Origin of the sequence: Laceyella sediminis (genome assembly GCF_003003125.1) — a bacterium.
GTDB lineage: Bacteria > Bacillota > Bacilli > Thermoactinomycetales > Thermoactinomycetaceae > Laceyella > Laceyella tengchongensis.
On sequence record NZ_PVTZ01000003.1, the window covers coordinates 226,659 to 243,294 of the forward strand.

The following is a 16,636-nucleotide window of genomic DNA, read 5'->3' on the forward strand; positions in this document are numbered from 1 at the left end:
TAATTTCTACCTACTAGCGCGTCGAGTCTCCTCGCCGGGGGACGGATCACTGACAGGCATCGCTTGACTCATGACAACAGGTGCATTGTGCTGACGCAAATCATGTTCTTTTGCATCGGAACCACTTACCCAACCAATCAAATCCACAAATCAAAAGGAGGATATTTTTCGTGAAGAAACGCGTTTCCCTCATCGCTTCCTTCGTTTTGATGGCCAGCGCCGCCCTGCCTTCCGCCATTTTTGCTAAGGAAGTAGATAGCCAAGCGGGTAAACTCTATGCCCCCGGACAAGTCGTGGTGAAATACAAAGCCAACGCTTCGGCCAACGCCGTCAAATCTGCTCGCGCCAAAGCCAACGGTACAGTCATGGAGAAAAACAACAAGCTCGGCTTCGAAGTGGTCAAAGTGAAAGGCTCTGTGGAAGCGACCATCGAAAAGCTGAAAAAAGACCCCAACGTGGAATATGCTGAGCCCAACTACTATCTCCACGCTTCCTACACGCCTAACGATCCTTACTTCAGCTCCCGCCAATACGGTCCGCAAAAAATCCAAGCGCCGCAAGCATGGGACATCGCTGAAGGCTCTGGCGCAAAGATCGCCATCGTCGACACCGGGGTGCAATCCAACCATCCCGACTTGGCCGGTAAAGTAGTTGGCGGCTGGGACTTCGTTGACAACGACTCCACTCCGCAAGATGGCAACGGCCACGGCACCCACTGCGCTGGTATCGCCGCAGCAGTGACCAACAACAGCACCGGTATCGCTGGTACTGCTCCAAAAGCATCGATCCTCGCTGTGCGTGTGCTGGACAATAGTGGTAGCGGCACCTGGACTGCTGTCGCCAACGGCATCACCTATGCTGCCGACCAAGGCGCTAAAGTCATCAGCTTGAGCTTGGGCGGCACCGTCGGTAACTCCGGCCTGCAACAAGCTGTCGACTACGCTTGGAGCAAAGGTTCCGTTGTCGTGGCCGCAGCTGGTAACGCCGGCAACACCGCTCCTAACTATCCCGCTTACTATTCCAACGCCATCGCGGTGGCTTCCACCGACCAAAACGACAACAAATCCTCCTTCTCCACTTACGGTTCCTGGGTGGATGTAGCTGCTCCCGGCTCCAGCATCTATTCCACTTACCCGACCAGCACTTATGCTTCCTTGAGCGGAACCTCCATGGCTACTCCTCATGTAGCTGGAGTGGCTGGACTCCTGGCTTCCCAAGGCCGTAGCGCTGCCAATATCCGCGCCGCCATTGAAAACACCGCCGACAAAATCAGCGGCACTGGCACCTACTGGGCCAAAGGGCGCGTCAACGCTTACAAAGCCGTTCAGTACTAAAAAAGCGGCCACACCAAGCGCATGGTGTGGCCAACAAAAAAAGAAAAGTCTCACTATTAAAGCTTAACACACAAGGAGGACGTTTACCATGAAGAAACGCGTTTCCCTCATCGCTTCCTTCGTTTTGATGGCCAGCGCCGCCCTGCCTTCCGCCATTTTTGCTAAGGAAGTAGATAGCCAAGCGGGTAAACTCTATGCCCCCGGACAAGTCGTGGTGAAATACAAAGCCAACGCTTCGGCCAGCGCCGTCAAATCTGCTCGCGCCAAAGCCAACGGTACAGTCATGGAGAAAAACAACAAGCTCGGCTTCGAAGTGGTCAAAGTGAAAGGCTCTGTGGAAGCGACCATCGAAAAGCTGAAAAAAGACCCCAACGTGGAATATGCTGAGCCCAACTACTATCTCCACGCTTCCTACACGCCTAACGATCCTTACTTCAGCTCCCGCCAATACGGTCCGCAAAAAATCCAAGCGCCGCAAGCATGGGACATCGCTGAAGGCTCTGGCGCAAAGATCGCCATCGTCGACACCGGGGTGCAATCCAATCATCCCGACTTGGCCGGTAAAGTAGTTGGCGGCTGGGACTTCGTTGACAACGACTCCACTCCGCAAGATGGCAACGGCCACGGCACCCACTGCGCTGGTATCGCCGCAGCAGTGACCAACAACAGCACCGGTATCGCTGGTACTGCTCCAAAAGCATCGATCCTCGCTGTGCGTGTGCTGGACAACAGTGGTAGCGGCACCTGGACTGCTGTCGCCAACGGCATCACCTATGCTGCCGACCAAGGCGCTAAAGTCATCAGCTTGAGCTTGGGCGGCACCGTCGGTAACTCCGGCCTGCAACAAGCTGTCGACTACGCTTGGAGCAAAGGTTCCGTTGTCGTGGCCGCAGCTGGTAACGCCGGCAACACCGCTCCTAACTATCCCGCTTACTATTCCAACGCCATCGCGGTGGCTTCCACCGACCAAAACGACAACAAATCCTCCTTCTCCACTTACGGTTCCTGGGTGGATGTAGCTGCTCCCGGCTCCAGCATCTATTCCACTTACCCGACCAGCACTTATGCTTCCTTGAGCGGAACCTCCATGGCTACTCCTCATGTAGCTGGAGTGGCTGGCCTCTTGGCTTCCCAAGGCCGTAGCGCTGCCAATATCCGCGCCGCTATTGAAAACACCGCCGACAAAATCAGCGGCACTGGCACCTACTGGGCCAAAGGGCGCGTCAACGCTTACAAAGCTGTGCAATACTGAGCTACCAACCGCTGACCATACCCAACTGGGTGTGGTCAGCTTTCCACATGCATCCAGCTGCCCTTCTGGGATTTCGGGGCGATGATTAATCCGAAACCATACTGCACCGGCCCTATGCAGTGAGGGTACAGGAGCCTCACGCTTTTCCCACCCTTTTTCAAGAGGTGACCCATCTTGAGAAAATGCGCAATGATTATCTTCGTCATCCTGTTGGCTATAGCATGGCCGGTTCCCTCCCCCGCACAAGCCGATGCTTCCCCGCCCTACGCGCCTGGCCAATTGATAGTCAAATTCAAACCCGACTTGACCATGAAAGCGAAGGCGAACTTCCATCAACAACAAGGGGCTGTCGTGCTGGAGAAAAACGCCCAGTTAGGGTTTGAAGTCATCCAATTTCAAGGCACATCGGTTCCCGACATGATGAAGCGGTACCAACAATCAACATATGTGGAATACGCGGAGCCCAATTACCTCGCCCAAGCCCTAGCCGTTCCCAATGATCCTCTCTATCCGCAACAGTGGGGCTTACAAAAGATCGGCGGCCCATTTGAGGGAACCGCAAACGCGGTGAAACTGGCAGTGATTGACACCGGCGTTCAATCCGACCATCCAGACCTCAGTGGAAAAGTCATACAGGGCTGGGACTTTGTCGATGATGACAGCATCTCACAAGACGGTAACGGTCACGGCACCGCTGTCGCCGGAATCGCTGCAGCCAAAATCAATAACGCCATCGGCATCGCAGGAACGACCAACACGGCGCAAATCTTGGCCATTCGTGTACTGAACAACAGCGGAAGTGGCACGTTCGCCGATATCGCCAGCGGAATCACGTATGCCGCGGATCAAGGAGCACGGGTTATCAACCTCAGCTTGGGCGGGTCCACCAGCAGCTCCGTCTTAGAGAATGCTGTGAATTATGCTTGGAACAAAGGCGCTGTTCTCGTGGCCGCGGCAGGTGGTTCCGCCAACACGGCTCCCTCCTATCCGGCTTACTATTCCAATGTGATCGCCGTTGCCTGCACGGACCCAAACGACAACAAATGCTCCTTCTCCTCATACGGAAATTGGATTGACATCGGCGCTCCTGGACTAAATATCATCACTACTTACCTTGGCAACACCTACCAAACGATGTCCGGCGTATCCCTCTCCACCGCGTTTGTCAGCGGAACTGCGGCCTACCTGGCAAGCCTTGGCAAGACCAACTCCCAGATCCGCCACACCATTGAAGACCAATGTCCGGCCCCCGTCGCAGGACATTCCTTTGGCCGGCTGCGGATCAATTGCCCCTGAAAAAAGCCCGGCGATCACTCCATGATCGCCGGGCTTTCCCCATTTTAAGCGTTGATGATGAACCAAATAACTCCCACCAGAAAGAAAAGCAGGGCTACTGTGCCCAATATTGGCGGTAAATACTTCATATCGTCCCTCCGTCGCAACCAACCTCGTTTCTAACGCAACTCAACAACAGTCACTCCCGATCCACCTTCACCGTGGGCTCCCAGACGGAAAGTCTTCACTGCCCGGTGCCGGCGCAAGAATTCTTGCACTCCTGTGCGCAAAGCGCCAGTACCTTTACCGTGGATCAAAGAGATTTGTTTGTAACCCGATAGAATCGCTTTGTCCAGATATTGATCAATCTCCATCAACGCCTCTTCCACCAATTTGCCCCGCAAATCCAATTCCGGTTTGACATCAGCCGTTGACCGCTTCACCGTCGCATGGCTTTTCGCTTTTGGTTTTTGTTTCGGCGCCGCTTGTTTCTCCAGTTGATCACGATGCACTTTCATTTTCAAAAAACCGATCTGCACTTGGTACTCGTTCTGACCCAGATCCTCCACGACGGTGCCCTTTTGGTTGACGGTCAAAACGAGCACTTCATCCCCCACTTGGATCTGTTGCGGCTTGGGCGGACGGGAGGCCTTTTTCTTAGGCAACGCCGCTTCGGGAATGGAAGCGTCCAATCGTTTTTTTAGCTCAATCAATTCGTGTTCCTTGATATCCTGCGGACGCAACTTCGCCCACTCCCGCAACTCTTTCAGCACGTCTTCAGCTTCCGTTTTCGCCTTGGCCACAGCCTCAATCGCTTCTTGGCGCGCTTTTTCCTTGAGCCGTGCCTTTTCTTCTTCCCATTGATCCATCTGTTGCCGTAAGTCTTCATACAATGCTTCCGCTTCATTGCGCAACGCTTCCGCTTGTTTGCGCTCTTCCTCAGCCCATTTGCGCTCATTGGTCAAGCTGGTGATCATTTCTTCCAACTTGTTCTCCTCGCTGGAAATGTGCCGTTTCGCCAAGTCAATAATCGGTGCCGGCAATCCGAGTCGGGTCGATATGGCAAAGGCGTTGCTCCGCCCCGGCACGCCGATCAAGAGGCGATAGGTGGGCCGTAAGGTTTCCACATCAAATTCCACGCTGGCATTAATCGCCTGCGGATGCGTGTGAGCAAACAGCTTCAATTCACTGTAGTGAGTGGTCGCCACTACCATGGAACCGCGCTCAATCACATGTTCCAAAATAGCCATGGCTAAGGCTGCCCCTTCGGTGGGGTCAGTCCCCGCCCCCAGTTCGTCGAACAGAACCAGACTCGACTCATCTAGTTTCTGCAAGATGCCAATGATATTGGTCAGATGACCGGAAAATGTACTCAAGCTTTGTTCGATGCTCTGCTCGTCCCCGATGTCGGCGAACACGCCGCTGAATATCGGCATCACGCTTTCTTCCTGAGCGGGGATCGGCAGGCCCGATTGCGTCATCAATGCCAGCAAGCCGACAGTTTTGAGAGTGACCGTTTTCCCGCCGGTGTTCGGTCCCGTAATAATGATGGCTTGATAATGTTTTCCCATCTCCACATGGATTGGCACCACTTCTTCGCTGGGAATGAGCGGATGCCGCGCTTGTTTCAACACCAGCACCCGATCTTCGGCAATCTTTGGGCACACCCCTTTAATAAGGTAACCATAACGGGAGCGGGCCACGATAAAGTCAAGTACTCCCAGCCGTTCGATATTCTGGCTAAGCTCTTCTGCCACTTCTGCGACTTTGGCTGTAAGCAGGCTCAGAATTTGCTCTACTTCCTTCTGCTCGGCCATCTCCAACTCGCGCAATCGGTTTCCCAAATGCACAACGGCTTCCGGTTCAATGAACAAAGTGGCTCCCGAAGAGGACTGATCATGCACAATGCCGCCAAACTGTCCCCGGTACTCCTGTTTGACGGGAATCACATAGCGGTCGAACCGTTGTGTGATCAACGGCTCTTGCATCATTTTGGTGTAATGGGAACTGCGCAACATCTGATTCAGTGTTTGCTGGATTTGTTGTCGAACACCGTCCATTTGCTGTCGAATGCGACGCAACTCTGGGCTGGCTTGATCTTTGACTACCGCATGTTCATCAATACAAGCCAAGATCTCCGCTTCCAGCTGGTCTAGACTTTCTATTTGTTCAGTCAGTTCACGCAACCGCGGCAAAGGCGCCGTCTCCACTTCAAGTTGGCGCAAGTGGGACTTCACCTTGCGACCGCCTGATATGGTCGTGGCGATATCCAAGCACTCCGCTTCATTCAACATGCCGCCCACCTTGGCTCGGCGAATGGAGGCGCGAATGTCGCGAATGCCGCCAAAGGGGACATCTCCTTTGAGGCGCAACAGATCCATCCCTTCCCGCGTTTCAGCGAGCCACTGCTCCACCATGTCGCGGTCAGCGGACGGCGCCAATTGATCTATTTTTTCTTTTCCTAAAAACGTCGCCGCTTGTTCTTTGACGATTTCTTTCACTCGATGAAATTCCAATGATCTCAGCGTCCACTGTTCCACGCCGACAACTCCTCTATCGATAAAATCCTCTACCATTATAACATGTTCAAACAAAAGGAAACATCGAGCCCCAGAAAGGCTCGATGCCTGACTTTATCGACAGAAAATGTGTTTGCCGATGGTCTTGATTTGAGGGCGGCTCCAAATCCATTTGGAAGTCGCGCGAGCCGGATTGAAATAATACAACGCACCTCCTGATGGATCCCATCCATTCACCGCATCCATCACCGCTTTTTTGGCCGTCTCATCGGGCTCCATCCAAATCTGGCCATCAGCAACCGCTTCAAATGCCAATGGTTGGAAGATGATTCCTGATACGGTATCAGGAAACTTGTCGCTCTCAATCCGATTAAGAATCACCGACGCGATGGCCACTTGACCCACATACGGTTCGCCACGCCCTTCGGCATAAACGGCCTGCGCCAACAATTTTAAATCGTTTTGGCTAAAGCCGTTAGAAGAACGCGGAAGCTTGGTTCCAGTAGCTGGTGCCGCTTTTTTGGCGATTTGTTTTTTGGGTTCCGTCATGGACGGGGTCCAATGCTTCGTCGCTTTCCATAACATCAGTTTCGTTTTGGGTCCAACCGACCCGTCCACTTTTAAACCAAAGCGGTACTGAAACAACCGCACAGCCAAATAGGTGCGATGGGTGAACACGCCGTTAATCGGACCAGTGTAAAATCCCAACAACTTCAAACGGCCTTGCAATTCATTGACATCTTTACCCTTAGCTCCCGGCTTTAACACACCCGGTCCGAAAGCGGGCACCGCAGTTTCGTCTGGCGGTGCAGCCATCGCGGACAATGAAGTCGCCCCGCTAGACAACATGAGCGCCATCGCTAGCACGCTGAGAAGAATTCGATATATGGTTCGGCGTTTCATAAGCAAACAACAACCCTTTCCCAGGTTGGTATTTTTCGTTATTATGCCGAACCAGGCGCCGATTCATTCCTGTGGTGGAAAATTCACTTGGCCAGCTTTTTTTCAACTCTGCCAACTATAAGACCTACACCTAAGCCATCAGCAATAATATACCTACCTTGATCTTTTCTTTATTACAAAAAACCTTTTTCTTCCATATCCTCTTTCATATTCATAAACATACGATACATATTCTCTCCCTGCCTACGATCTACACTAGCCAAAAGAAGTGACCACGGAGACTCAGCATAGATATTGTCGTGATCGTCTCTCTGCTTTACCAAAGGCATACTGTAAAAAACATCATTCTTATCGTTCAGTTCTACATCCCATATCCATTTTAACTGCTTCACATAAACTTACCCAACATATCGAAGCATACCATCAAGTACTGCTTCCTTTTCATTTTTCACTAAAGTTTGGGGAGATGAATGCCGATCTAAAATCCATTTTTCCAGTCTAAGTAGTGATTCTGGAGAATAGTCCAATTTTAAGTGACTAAACTCATCAATAAAGTTTTCAACTGCATCCGATTGAAAAAAAGCCATTCCTCAAATTCATCTCTTGAAGAAAAAAACCCCTGTCTTAACATAATCAACACCTACTTATCAGATCTTGAATTAAGCTCCTGTTTTAGAAGCTCACTAGTAGCGGCATCTTCAAGTACCCAGGTTATATCCCAGCCTCTTCTTACGAGACCGGAGGAAGATGTTACAATTGAGAAATCATTTACAGATAAAAAGGGGACGTCCTCTTATAATATTCGCCTAATATTTGAGCATAAGTCGTCTTTCCGATACCAAACATTCCGCCAAAACAAATCATATGAGTCTACCTCTCTTTTTAGAAAAGGAACCCCCAACAGGCTTTCGCTGAGAGTTCCCTTTTCTGATCCCCTACCAACCGTAACTATCAAACCATCTTCCTTCTTTATAGTTGTCGATCGCCCGAAGAATATAGGGAATGATATTTGTAGGAAGTTCATTCAACGGGAAAAACCGTAGATCATCGCATTTGTGGGGCTCCAGATTTTGAATCTCTCCTTCCCAGTTTTTAACGACCGCGAAGAAGTCTACCCGCTCATCACCTGCTTTTCTGTGCATGACCCCAACGATTTCCACGTCGTCTTCTTTCAACTGAACTCCGGCTTCCTCTTTTGCTTCCCTAACTGCCGCTTGTTTGACGGTCTCCCCACCATCCAAATGCCCCGCAACTACAGAATAATTCCCATCCTCGTATCCGGTATTGTAGCGGCGGAGCAAGAGGATTTTATTATCTTGTACAAAAAAGAGATGAATCGTTACTGGAGCAGTAAAACGTTTTTTTGGCATATTGCACAACTCCTTTATTAGGAACTTTCAATAGATACCCCTTCAAGAGGATAGGTAATAAGCATAGCTAAGGTGTTTAAAGAATTAGCGATTAACCATTTCAGGCGGAACCGCTTTAAATCCGCGAAGAATCGAGTCTTGCGTTTCGTGGGTAATGAGATAATTCTGAACATCTTTTTCGGAAATCCACTGGTAAGCAGAATGGTCTTCACTCAATTGGATCTTCGCCGAATCATCGGTCAATCGAACCAGACACACGATTTCGACTGTGTGACTGTTTCCGTTCTCTGAGACATAGGAAAAGACTTTGTATGGTTTGACGATTTCCACGTTTACATTGATTTCTTCACGAAATTAGCGTTTCAGTGCTTCTTCCGGGTTTTCACCAAAGTCCACTTTTCCTCCGGGCAGTTCATAAAACCCGGGCAAAAACGCTTCTAGTAAAGACCGCTTTATAATGAGCGTCTTTCCTTGATGATAAATAAATCCTGTACAAACGATTTTCTGATACATTTTAGTCCTCCAATTATTACATTTGAATAGATCACCAAGTCATTTCCGAAATCTACTTGACTGATCCTGTCAATAAAAGATCAGCTATTTCTCTTGGTCGAACATCATGATCAGCTAAATCCTCGATCTCCATCCATACAGGTTCAAACGTACCACGTTTTCTATCCGGCTGAGTAAATTCTTTTCCTTGGCCTGTACCAAAAGTACCTCCAGTAATCTCACCGAGGAAATAATATTGCAACCCGCCATTAAATTCTATTATGGCTACCCTTTCTTTTATAGCGATGGTAATACCTAATTCTTCATATGCCTCGCGTATTGTTGCATCTTCTGGCTACTCCCCTTCTTTAATTCCTCCACCAGGGATAACATAAAATGTCATCCCATCACGAACTCTTTTTATTAAAGCGACACGGTTGCCAGCGGATGTAAATTTTCTAATATAGCGAATTATCGAAATGAAATATATTAGAATATAGGGCTAATTCACTCCAATATAAAGCACGATACATTTAATATTCAGAAGAAGGAATAAAATAAATTCGAAAACAGGCTATTTCACTCCGTTTTTTCCTTAAAAAAAATTTTTTTGAGGTGAATATAATGAATATAATTGATCGTGCTGCTTTTGGAGAGTATATCAGAAGAGTACGCAAACAGCAGAAGTTACAACAGAAGGATCTAGTTGACGATGTTATGACTCAACCACTGTTGAGTTTAATCGAAACAGGGAAACCAGGTGTTAGCGAGGATAAAATGAGGTATGTACTTAAAAAGCTAAATTCATCTCTGGATCTATCAGACTTTTACATTATTGAAAATGATGAAGAAAATAAGGATACTGGTGAAGAAATAATTATCAAATTGAATATTGCTGAAAACTTAATCGACTTGTTAGATCCTGATGAAGGACTTGAGATGATAAGGAAGCTAGATCTTTCGGATGACAATCCGTTTATAGTTTATAGCAACTACCTAAAAGGGAAAGTATTTATGCACAAGAAGAACTGGAAAAAAGCGCACAAATATTTCCATGACACTATTTATAATATTCAGCATCAGTTTAAGGACCTGGCTTATTCAAACTTGCAAGCAGCTGCCTATCATGAGCTAGGGATTATAGCGTATTTGCAGAATAATTATCGTGAAGCACTGGCTTGTTCCCAAAGAGCATCAATGTGTTTTTTGCCAGATGGAGAACGAGAATATTATCAAGAAATGATCTTAACCAGTAAAGCAATTTATTTGCAAAATCTGAATGATATTGATGGTGCACAATCAACCCTTGATGAAATGGAAAACATAATCTTTCCTAAAGAGAGAAATCATCGCAAATGCTTTAGTAAAGAAGCCGCACTAAATATGTATGATGTTCGCTCAAGTCTTTTTATGAAATCTAAAATGTACAAACAAGCTATCCAATACGCACTTAAAGGCATAGAGCTCGCTCGTATTGATAAAATGTACAACCGTTTATGTGAACTTTGGACCACTTTGGGTAAAATCCACGTACAAAAAAATAAGCTTGACTTAGCTCAGCTTTGTTTTGAAACAGCGTTAAAGTTCGAAAAGCTCATTGACAGTCAATCTCTGCTATCGTATATTTACAACCAGTTAGGCCTGTTGTACTCTAAAAGTAGAGAAAACAAAAAAGCAATAGACAATTCACTAAGGGCAGCAAAATTCGCCAAAAAAGCCAATAACGCATTTAGATATTGTGAAGCACTTATCATGTTAGGACAGCTTTATTTTAAGGAACATCAAAACGACGAGGCCATTCAAATTTTGAATGAAGCTCGGGAATTAAGTAAGCAACATTCATTCCAAGATTTAAAGAACCGAATTAATCTAATTTTGGGTAAACAACTAGTGAAATTAGGTGACCCCAATGCGAATAAGTTTATACGAGAGTTCTTTGATGACTATGCTGATACTCTGGAGGGAGGTGAAGAAAAGATGATCCGTAGATCTATCGGTGAACCGCCATCTGGCTAAGAAAAAATAAAAAAACTCAGAGAAAACACCTATTATTTTCCTGAGTTATAAGAGCTGATCCATTTTTTATTAGTCCTCATTACCTTTTTTTAAAGGTTCTGAGGATTATTTATTTATCGTTTATCAAACAACCATTATTATTATATCCTATATTTAAAATAAGTGTAAACTCCAGTTTTTTACGATCCAAGAAAAATTAAAACCAAAGCAATTTCCTCGTTTGGGCGCAATTTAGTCGGAGTCTTTTTGAACATTCTCTTTCATAATAACAGGCCGCCATTGAGTTTACAGAAAAAAGTGATGATATTGTCCGTTATCATCACGCGCTGGTTGCTCTCGGTGACTACTAAAAAATGAACGATTCCAAAACTGCCATTATTCATTACGAAAAAGCGCTAAACAAGCGAAAAAAAGGTGGCTAGTGACATCCCTTTCGACTAGCACCAACCTAGCAAACCCTATATTCGCCTATATTTTACGCTGGTATGTCGCAGTATTTTTAACGCGCCTAACCGATAGTCAGTCGAACATTGAACCAACCGAAAAACCAATTCTATCGCATCGTTTACATTTACTTTTTTTCCCTGAACGAAAGTAAATATTATAATTCTGCTGCGCCTACGGGACTGAAAAGTCTCGTAATCATTATTCTAGTTTTAATTCGTTCTTGTTTAAGTTAGTTCTTGTTAGTGCCAAGCTGAACGGTGTCGGTTAGACCTGACACAGACCAACTTGGCATGGTTTCTGATATTAAACATTAATTTTTAGCTAAGACGGTTCTTAATTGGCCCAATGTGTATGTATTAATCACATCTTTCTTTTCCAACCAACCCCGACGTGCTGTAGCAATTCCATAAATAATATAATCATATCCCTCGGCCGAGTGTGCATCCGTGTTGATGGTAAATTTTAATCCATATTCTTCTTTGGCTTTCTTTAACAACTGGTCATTTAAATCCAGACGATGAGGATGAGCATTTAATTCCAAAATAGTACCCGTTTCCTGTGCAGCCTTAAATAACTGATCCGCATTGACTTCATATGAATCCCGCCGCAATAACAGTCGTCCTGTCGGATGTGCAATGATATTTACATAAGGATTTTCCATCGCTTTGATTATTCGACGTGTCATGGTTTCTTCGTCTTGTTTAAATTGAGTATGTACAGATGCAATAACCAAATCCATTTGTTTCAGCAATTCATCTGGATAATCAAGTGTTCCGTCTGCTAAGATATCTACTTCAGCACCTTTAAGAATTGTGATCCCTAAACCTTCTTGGTTCAGTTGATCGATTTCAGCCCATTGTTCGTAAACCTCATCCACTGTCAAACCACTTGCTACTTTTAGCGACTGTGAATGATCAGTTATTGCAATATACTCATATCCTTTTGCTTTTGCGGCTAACGCCATGTCTTTGATCGAATGAGAACCATCACTATAGAGTGTATGGGCATGTAAATCTCCGCGATAGTCACTTAGCTGAATTAATGCAGGTAATGCTCCCAGTTCAGCTTTTTCTATTTCACCACGATCTTCACGAAACTCTGGTGGAATAAAAGGCAACTCCAACTGAGCAAAAAAATCAGCCTCATCTTTAAAAGTCATTGTTTGATCTGTATCAGGATCATAAATGCCATATTCACTTACTTTCCAGCCATATTGCTTCGCTCGTTGCCTGATGAGTATATTAAATTCTTTAGATCCTGTGAAATGACTTAAAGCACTACCGAATTGATCTGAGGTAACTAGCCGTACGTCTACTCCCATCACCATACCATCTACGTCAACAACAATGCTAACTTTGGTTTCACCTTGCCCAACAATTTGTATTACTTCAGGTAAGTTAGCAATCTGCTCAGCCACTTTTACAGGATGATCTGTTGCTACAACAAAATCAATATCTTTGATTGTTTCCTTATATCGCCGTATACTTCCTGCTAACTCAATCTTCTCAATTTCAGCGATCCCTTCCAATCGTTTTTTGATTGCAGAAGCAACAGCCATTGCCACATGAAGATGCGCTCGTTTGGGGCGATTTGAAAATTGTTCAATTGCTTCGAGTATCTTTTGTTCCTTTTTCGGTCCAAATCCAGCCAAGCTGCGAATTTTTTCCTGTTTAGCCGCTTGTTTCAATTCTTCCATATTGGTAATATGTAATTTTTTATATAAGGTATAAATGGTTTTCGGACCTATTCCCGGCAGTGCGAGTAAGTCAGGCAGTTCGGGAGGCAGCTGTTGTCTTAATTCATCTAGTTGTGCTAAACGTCCTGTCTCAATAATCTCCCGAATCACAGATGCAGTCCCTTTTCCTATTCCTGATAATTTTTCCAATTCGTCACTCATCTCAACTATTGGTGTACGACTATTCTCTACTGTGCGTGCTGCTCTACGATAAGCTTGAACTTTAAATGCGTTCTCACCGCTTAGTTCCATCAAATCAGCCAACTGGTTTAATATTGCTACGATCTGTTTATTATTCATCGAATTCCCCCCTACCTTTCCTTATTCTAGACAAAATCATCACTAATCGCTCCACTTCATGGACTTTTTTTCTATAATCAGAATACCTCTATGCTTCCTCCATTTTTCTCCGTTCTACGCTTATTCTTTCGCAACCCACGTAGAATCAGCAACGTGGTTCCATTGTTTTCATCTGGGTACGTTTGAAAACTATGATACCACCATAATCCATTTTATAGTAAATCCACTGCAAATGCCGTAACATCAATCGCACGAACTCTCCTGTTAGCTGAATACGATTAGCCACTTTTCAGATGGGCGTTCTGAATTCATCCAAATTGCTTCGGCATACGACCGCCCGTTCCCTTTTTGATTTATAATATAGGGGAATTCATCTAATGGAAAGGAACAATGCCATGGCACAAGCTCAAATCAACATAGAAGACCGCATCTTAGGAGGCTTGTGGGGGCTCTTGATCGGGGACGCACTCGGAGTTCCGTACGAATTTAAGCAACCACGCGAGCTACCCCCGGCTAGTCAGATCGACTTCCACCCGCCAGCCGGGTATCCCCGCACTTATCCAACCGTTCCGCCAGGCACCTGGTCAGATGACGGTGCGCAAGCCTTGGCTCTGCTCGATTCTTTGATCACATGCGAACAATTGGATCTCGACGACTTTTCGGCGCGGTTGATCGCTTGGGCTGAGCGCGGGGAATATGCAGTCGATCACCGCGTCTTTGATATCGGTGTGCAGACCAGTGAAGCATTGCGCGCCATTCAACACCACGGGGTACCCCCGACTCGAGCCGGATATCTCCGTCCTGAAGGGAAAGGCAATGGATCATTGATGCGCGTATTGCCACTCGCCCTGTGGCATCATGGCACAGATGAAGACTTGGTTCGGGATGCACATCTACAATCCATCGTCACGCATGGGCATGAGACCAATCAAGCTTGTTGTGCCCTGTATTGCTTGTGGGCACGGCGCCTTCTACAAGGTCTAGAGTGGAATGAAGCCTACAACGATGCCGTGCGCACGTTGCGCGATCTATATAGAGACCTGCCGTCACATGAACAGGCCTTGGAATGGGAAATCCGACCCGACAGCGAACCATTCAGTGACGGAAGCGGTTATGTTGTCGCCAGTCTGCACGCTGCCCGCTTAGCCTTAAAGGAGAAAACATATCCCGATGTGGTGAAGGCGGCCATTCTCTTGGGACAGGATACCGACACCAATGCAGCGATTGTCGGCGGCCTGGCCGGATTGCGCGATGGCATCCAATCGATTCCTGTTAATTGGCGCTCCGAACTCCGCGGCCAAGAACGATTAAACCCATTAGTTAAAAAATTGTTAGAGCACCGTCATGCCTGAATCCGACTTCCTTCATTTGGCGGCCTTGACACCCTAGCCGAGAACGGCTGGGGTGTTACTTTTTAAGAAAGCGCCCACGCCCGAATAGACAAGGGGGGTAATTCATCCATTCCAATGAAGGGGTAGCTAAATCGATAAAAAGAAAGCATTGGTAACAACATCTCGTTTCAGTCACGCTTGCATCGGGAAAAATATGCTCTGGCCGTAAAAATAAGATAAAGGATGTATTAAAGTGGAATCAGTGCAAGGAATAAACCACAAACAACCAGACACCCCTGTCTGGCGCGCAATGTTCATCTTTCTGATCCCGTTGATCCTCAGCAATGCACTGCAATCAATCAGCCAGTTAGTAAACAGCTTGATTGTAGGTCGTTGGCTCGGTGTGGAAGCGTTAGCCGCCATCTCGTCCTTCTTCCCACTATTTTTTCTACTTGTCTCATTCACCATTGGAATCGGTTCAGGCAGTTCCATTCTGATCGGTCAGGCACATGGTGCGAAAAACGAAGAGCGCTTAAAAGCCATCGTCGGCACTACGCTCACCTTTACTTTTATTCTCGGCGTGGTGTCATCCGTAGTCGGCAGCTTGTTTACTTGGGAGATCATGCGCTTCATCGGCACACCCGAGAACATCATCACCGTTAGCGTGCATTATGCGCGCATCCTCTTTTGGTCTTTGCCGGTGATGTTTTTATATATCTCCTACACCACGTTTATCCGGGGGATCGGGGACTCCAAAACGCCATTTTACTCTCTGATTGTCAGCACGGTGCTGAATGTGGCTCTGATGCCGTTTCTCATCTTCGGATGGTTGGGTTTGCCCCGTCTGGGCGTCTACGGCTCCGCTTACGCGTCTGTGATATCCACCGTACTGACGTTTATCATTACGCTGATCTACCTTAGCAAAACCAAACATCCGTTGCAATTTGATGCCTCTGTACGCAAACACTTGCGGATGGATTGGGATTTATTGAAATTGCTCCTTCGCCTCGGGATTCCGTCCAGTATCCAAATGATCCTCATCTCACTGTCTGAAATCGCCGTCATCTCCTTTGTGAACAAGTTCGGCTCCAACGCCACCGCCGCCTATGGCGCAGTCAATCAAGTAGTGAGTTATGTATCCATGCCGGCCATCAGTTTGGGGATTGCCGTCTCGATCTTCGCAGCCCAATCGATTGGCTCTAAGCAATTGGATCGCCTGAAACAAGTCATTCGGGCCGGCGCGTTGCTCAACGTCGTGATGGGCGGCGTATTAATCACCTTGGTCTATCTGCTCTCAAAAGAAATTTTATCCTTATTCCTGACCAATCAACCAACGCTAACCATCGCCCATGATCTGCTTATGATCACGCTGTGGAGTTATTTGATCTTCGGCCAGGCCATGATTATCAGCGCCACCATGCGCGCCAGTGGCACCGTCTTTTGGCCGACCGTGTTTAGTGTTGCTTCTATCTGGCTTGTAGAAGTGCCTGTTGCTTATTTCCTGTCCAATTTCACCAGTCTTGGCATCATTGGGATCTGGATCGGCTACCCCGCCGCATTCATCGTCAATTTAGGCTTGCAATACGCCTACTATCGTTGGTCTTGTAAACAAAAGAGCATCACCAGTCTGATTCATTAATCGGTCCATGTAATGCACACAAA

At 46.9% G+C, this 16,636-nt stretch carries 14 protein-coding genes; 6 read left to right on the forward strand and 8 right to left on the reverse strand.

Annotation, left to right across the window (positions count from 1 at the left end; translation table 11 throughout):
• Window positions 1-170: 170 nt before the first annotated feature.
• The 3 genes from CLV36_RS05725 (at window position 171) to CLV36_RS05735 (ending at window position 3,882) form a co-directional block, all read left to right on the forward strand.
• On the forward strand, window positions 171-1,334 hold the full coding sequence (locus tag CLV36_RS05725; protein WP_102991912.1) for a S8 family peptidase: 1,164 nt from the start codon (window positions 171-173) through the stop codon (window positions 1,332-1,334).
• Between the two features lie 88 nt (window positions 1,335-1,422).
• Window positions 1,423-2,586 (forward strand): S8 family peptidase, encoded by a 1,164-nt coding sequence (locus CLV36_RS05730; RefSeq protein ID WP_106342018.1) that lies wholly within the window; start codon window positions 1,423-1,425, stop codon window positions 2,584-2,586.
• Between the two features lie 174 nt (window positions 2,587-2,760).
• Window positions 2,761-3,882 (forward strand): S8 family peptidase, encoded by a 1,122-nt coding sequence (locus CLV36_RS05735; RefSeq protein WP_106342019.1) that lies wholly within the window; start codon window positions 2,761-2,763, stop codon window positions 3,880-3,882.
• 158 nt (window positions 3,883-4,040) lie between these two features.
• Here the strand turns inward: CLV36_RS05735 and CLV36_RS05740 are convergent, their stop codons facing one another.
• From CLV36_RS05740 to CLV36_RS16955, 7 genes are all read right to left on the reverse strand, one after another.
• Window positions 4,041-6,401 (reverse strand): endonuclease MutS2, encoded by a 2,361-nt coding sequence (locus CLV36_RS05740; protein WP_106342020.1) that lies wholly within the window; start codon window positions 6,399-6,401, stop codon window positions 4,041-4,043.
• A gap of 93 nt (window positions 6,402-6,494) precedes the next feature.
• Window positions 6,495-7,283, reverse strand: a complete 789-nt coding sequence (gene sleB / locus CLV36_RS05745; protein ID WP_102991909.1) for a spore cortex-lytic enzyme — start codon at window positions 7,281-7,283, stop codon at window positions 6,495-6,497.
• A 173-nt stretch (window positions 7,284-7,456) separates the two neighbouring features.
• A complete protein-coding gene (locus tag CLV36_RS05750; protein WP_102991908.1) occupies window positions 7,457-7,675 on the reverse strand; it encodes a hypothetical protein in 219 nt (72 codons plus the stop codon).
• A gap of 6 nt (window positions 7,676-7,681) precedes the next feature.
• Window positions 7,682-7,870, reverse strand: coding sequence for a hypothetical protein (locus tag CLV36_RS05755; protein WP_106342021.1), 189 nt, complete (start codon window positions 7,868-7,870; stop codon window positions 7,682-7,684).
• 348 nt (window positions 7,871-8,218) lie between these two features.
• Complete coding sequence (locus CLV36_RS05760) at window positions 8,219-8,653, reverse strand: NUDIX hydrolase (protein WP_106342022.1); 435 nt, start codon at window positions 8,651-8,653, stop codon at window positions 8,219-8,221.
• Between the two features lie 84 nt (window positions 8,654-8,737).
• Window positions 8,738-8,983, reverse strand: coding sequence for an NUDIX hydrolase (locus CLV36_RS05765; protein WP_106342023.1), 246 nt, complete (start codon window positions 8,981-8,983; stop codon window positions 8,738-8,740).
• Window positions 8,984-9,007: 24 nt separating this feature from the next.
• The gene (locus CLV36_RS16955) at window positions 9,008-9,166 is read right to left on the reverse strand and encodes an NUDIX domain-containing protein (protein WP_146130599.1); all 159 of its coding nucleotides are present in this window, start codon (window positions 9,164-9,166) and stop codon (window positions 9,008-9,010) included.
• A 603-nt stretch (window positions 9,167-9,769) separates the two neighbouring features.
• Here CLV36_RS16955 and CLV36_RS05775 point away from each other — a divergent pair.
• On the forward strand, window positions 9,770-11,161 hold the full coding sequence (locus CLV36_RS05775) for a helix-turn-helix domain-containing protein (RefSeq protein ID WP_106342024.1): 1,392 nt from the start codon (window positions 9,770-9,772) through the stop codon (window positions 11,159-11,161).
• 757 nt (window positions 11,162-11,918) lie between these two features.
• Here the strand turns inward: CLV36_RS05775 and polX are convergent.
• Window positions 11,919-13,643, reverse strand: a complete 1,725-nt coding sequence (gene polX, locus CLV36_RS05780; RefSeq protein ID WP_102991897.1) for a DNA polymerase/3'-5' exonuclease PolX — start codon at window positions 13,641-13,643, stop codon at window positions 11,919-11,921.
• Between the two features lie 377 nt (window positions 13,644-14,020).
• Between polX and CLV36_RS05785 the strand changes: the two genes are divergently transcribed.
• On the forward strand, window positions 14,021-14,995 hold the full coding sequence (locus CLV36_RS05785; RefSeq protein ID WP_223248051.1) for an ADP-ribosylglycohydrolase family protein: 975 nt from the start codon (window positions 14,021-14,023) through the stop codon (window positions 14,993-14,995).
• A 289-nt stretch (window positions 14,996-15,284) separates the two neighbouring features.
• Window positions 15,285-16,613: an MATE family efflux transporter gene (locus CLV36_RS05790; RefSeq protein ID WP_102993788.1), complete on the forward strand. Its 1,329-nt coding sequence runs from the start codon at window positions 15,285-15,287 to the stop codon at window positions 16,611-16,613.
• The last annotated feature ends 23 nt before the right edge of the window (window positions 16,614-16,636 follow it).